Genomic DNA, 3,392 nt, shown 5'->3' on the forward strand with positions numbered 1-3,392 from the left:
CCAGCCGCAGCGGCGGGGACGGCCGGTGTTGACGCCGAACTCGCCGCCGGTCTTCTGCAGGTACATGCCCATCTCATCGAACAGTTCCGTCGGGAACGGCCCTGCGCCCACGCGGGTGGTGTAGGCCTTGATGATGCCGATGGAACGCGAGATCCGGGTGGGGCCGATGCCGGAGCCCACGGAGGCGCCGCCCGCGGTCGGGTTCGAGGACGTCACGAAGGGGTAGGTGCCGTGGTCAACGTCCAGGAAGGTGGCCTGGCCGCCCTCCATGAGGACCACCTTGCCCTCGTCCAGGGCGGTGTTCAGGACGTAGGTGCTGTCGATGACCAGCGGGCGGAGGCGCTCGGCGAAGGACAGGAAGTACTCCACGATCTCGTCCACCTCGATGTCCCGGCGGTTGTAGACCTTGACCAGGAGCTCGTTCTTCTGGCGCAGCGAACCCTCTACCTTCTGGCGCAGGATCGAGGCGTCAAAGACGTCCTGGACGCGGATGCCAAGGCGGGCCACCTTGTCCATGTAGGCCGGGCCGATGCCGCGGCCGGTGGTGCCGATGGCGCGGCTGCCGAGGAACCGCTCGGTGACCTTGTCCAGGACCTGGTGGTAGGGCGCCACGAGGTGCGCGTTGGCGGAGACGCGCAGCTTGGAGGTGTCCGCGCCGCGGGCCTCCAGTCCGTCGATCTCCTGGAACAGGGCTTCCAGGTTCACCACGCAGCCGTTGCCGATGATCGGAACCGCGTTCGGGCTCAGGATGCCGGCCGGAAGGAGCTTGAGCTCATACTTCTCACCGCCTACGACGACGGTGTGCCCGGCGTTGTTGCCGCCGTTGGGCTTGACGACATAGTCGACGCGGCCGCCAAGCAGGTCAGTGGCCTTACCTTTGCCTTCGTCGCCCCATTGGGCTCCGACGATCACGATTGCTGGCATGGGATCCTCCCCCATTCGTTCGGGCCGAACTGCGTTTAGTGACCAGGCGGTCACCGCAGCTCAGCGCCGTTCATGAGAATGCCCCGAATCTATCGCTGTGTTCGTATCCAACGCCAGAGTTCCGGGGCTCTTACCACCCAAGTTTAGCCGAAATCGGTGCCCGGCATCGCTTTGGGTCGTTGCTTGGACGCGCCGTCCCGACGGTGGTGAACGCCGGGGCGGCTTCCGCGAGGGAGGGCCACGCGTCCGCCGCGGCGGACGAGCCGTTCTTTTTTCATGGCGTTCGCCATTGCTGCATCATCCGCCGGCTCAGGCCCGACACATAGCGGGCACTACTTGCGGGACGGCGCGGGGTGGAATTGAGTGGGAGTGAGAATCCCGAGCGGCCGAAAGGAAACCGCCCCATGCCCCGGACCACTGACCACATCCGTGTGACCCATGCCGGCTCATTGCCCCGCACGCCGGAGCTGATCGCCGCGAACGAGGCCAAGGAAACGGACGGCATCACGCCCGAATTCCTGGACCTGCTCGAAACCTCGGTGGTGGACGTCGTCCAGCGCCAGAAGGAGCTGGGCATCGACATCCCCAATGACGGCGAGTACGGGCACACGATGTCCAGCTCCGTGGACTACGGCGCCTGGTGGAATTACTCCTTCTCACGGCTCGGCGGCCTGGAACCGACCGACGTGGACCGCTGGGCCGACGCCACGGTGCACCGCTCCTCGCCCGGCCACATCGTCCTGACCTCCTTCCCGGACCGCCGGGACCGGGAGAAGTTCGATGACGCCTACAACGACCCCTCCTCCGGGATCCTGGCCCACCGCAGGGCCGTCACGCAGCCCAAGGTCGCCGGGCCGCTGACGTACACGGGCCAGGAGCTCGTGGCCTCGGACGTTGCCAACCTCAAGACCGGCCTGGCCGCGGCCGGACTCGCCGAGGGGTTCATCGCCTCCCTCTCGCCCGGTTCGTGCGCCCGGGTGGCCAACGAGTACTACGGCAGCGACGAGGAACTCCTCTACGCCTGCGCCGACGCGATGCGAGAGGAATACAAGGCCATCATCGACGCCGGCCTGACAGTCCAGCTCGACGACCCCTCCCTGGCGGAGAGCTGGGACCAGATCAACCCCGAGCCGAGCCTGGCGGACTACCTGAAGTTCATCCAACTCCGGGTCGAAGCAACGAACTGGGCGCTGCGCGGTCTTCCCGCGGAGCAGATCCGGCTGCATGTCTGTTGGGGTTCCTGGCACGGCCCGCACACCACGGACATCCCCTTCGCGGACATCGTCGACTCAGTCCTGCAGGTCAATGCCGGCGGCTATTCCTTCGAGGCGGCCAACGTCCGGCACGAGCACGAATGGCGCGTCTGGGAGGATGCGAAGCTTCCCGAGGGGAAGGTCATCATCCCCGGCGTCGTTTCGCACGCCACCAACGTCGTGGAGCATCCGGACCTCGTGGCCGACCGGATCGTGCGCTTCGCCGAGCTCGTGGGACGGGAAAACGTGATTGCGTCCACCGATTGCGGGCTGGGCGGCAGAGTGCATCCCCAAATCGCGTACGCCAAGCTGGAGGCTCTCGGCGAAGGCGCACGCCGCGCCACCCAGCGGCTCTGGTAGCAGCACCGGGCCGGCGGGGTCCGGCCCGGTGCCGCATTTCGCGGGGCTTGATAGACTGATAAGGATCGACCAGGAATCGGTCCACACCACATTTTCAAACCACACCACTGCTCCGCATGCCCGTATTCGGCGTGCCTGCATCCGGTGTGGCAGCTTTGCCAATCCCGCAGGAGACCCAGCAACATATGACAGCCCTGGCCACCGAAAATTTCCGCGAAGAGCTTCTGAGCCGCCGGTACGAACCTAACGTCGCCCCCGTCAACGAGCTCCTTGACGTCCTCCAGGCAACCAAAGCTGGCACCGCTGTCCCCTACGTGGACCCCATGCACGACGTCGACGAGTGCCGGATCATCAGCCTGTACTCCAACATCGGCACCGCTGACGCGTCAGGCTTCATCACCGCCGGCGACGACGAGGCCGCCACCCGCATGCTGGGCATCCAGTGGAAGCTCGGCCTGCGCCCCGAATTCGTCATGCCCTGGAACGTCCACCCGTGGCACGTCCCGGGCGAGCCGAACGGCAAGTTCACACCGGACCAGATTTCCGCGGGCCTGAAGCCGCTGCTGAAGTTCCTGGCCCTCGTTCCCCGCGCCTCCGTGATCGTCGCCCACGGCACCGAGGCCAACCGTCTGGCCAACCTGCTGCTCAAGACCGAAGTGCCCATGATCTGGCGCCGCGGCCTGAAGACCTACAAGGTCCGCTCGCTCAGCGGCCGGGCGTTCGCCGGCACCCCGGCCCGGCAGGAAGAGTACCTGGCGGAGATGCACACCGCGTACGCGGACGCCATGGCCCGCACGGGCCTGGCCAAGGCCAGCTGACCCACCCGCGCACAAACGACGGCGGGCTCCCACCTCA

The 3,392-nt window shown here is 66.6% G+C and carries 3 protein-coding genes; 2 read left to right on the forward strand and 1 reads right to left on the reverse strand.

Going from position 1 to position 3,392, the window contains the following annotated elements:
- The coding region (locus Y706_RS25900; protein ID WP_043436306.1) for an adenylosuccinate synthase at positions 1–924 on the reverse strand (924 nt) is incomplete at its 3' end.
- Between the two features lie 404 nt (positions 925–1,328).
- On the opposite strand from Y706_RS25900, the gene Y706_RS0116195 reads away from it, so the two are divergent.
- Positions 1,329–2,537, forward strand: coding sequence for a cobalamin-independent methionine synthase II family protein (locus Y706_RS0116195; protein ID WP_028277427.1), 1,209 nt, complete (start codon positions 1,329–1,331; stop codon positions 2,535–2,537).
- 185 nt (positions 2,538–2,722) lie between these two features.
- On the forward strand, positions 2,723–3,355 hold the full coding sequence (locus tag Y706_RS0116200; RefSeq protein ID WP_028277428.1) for a uracil-DNA glycosylase family protein: 633 nt from the start codon (positions 2,723–2,725) through the stop codon (positions 3,353–3,355).
- Positions 3,356–3,392 lie beyond the last annotated feature (37 nt).

This window comes from Arthrobacter sp. I3 (assembly GCF_000520575.1).
Taxonomy (GTDB): Bacteria; Actinomycetota; Actinomycetes; order Actinomycetales; family Micrococcaceae; genus Arthrobacter; species Arthrobacter humicola_A.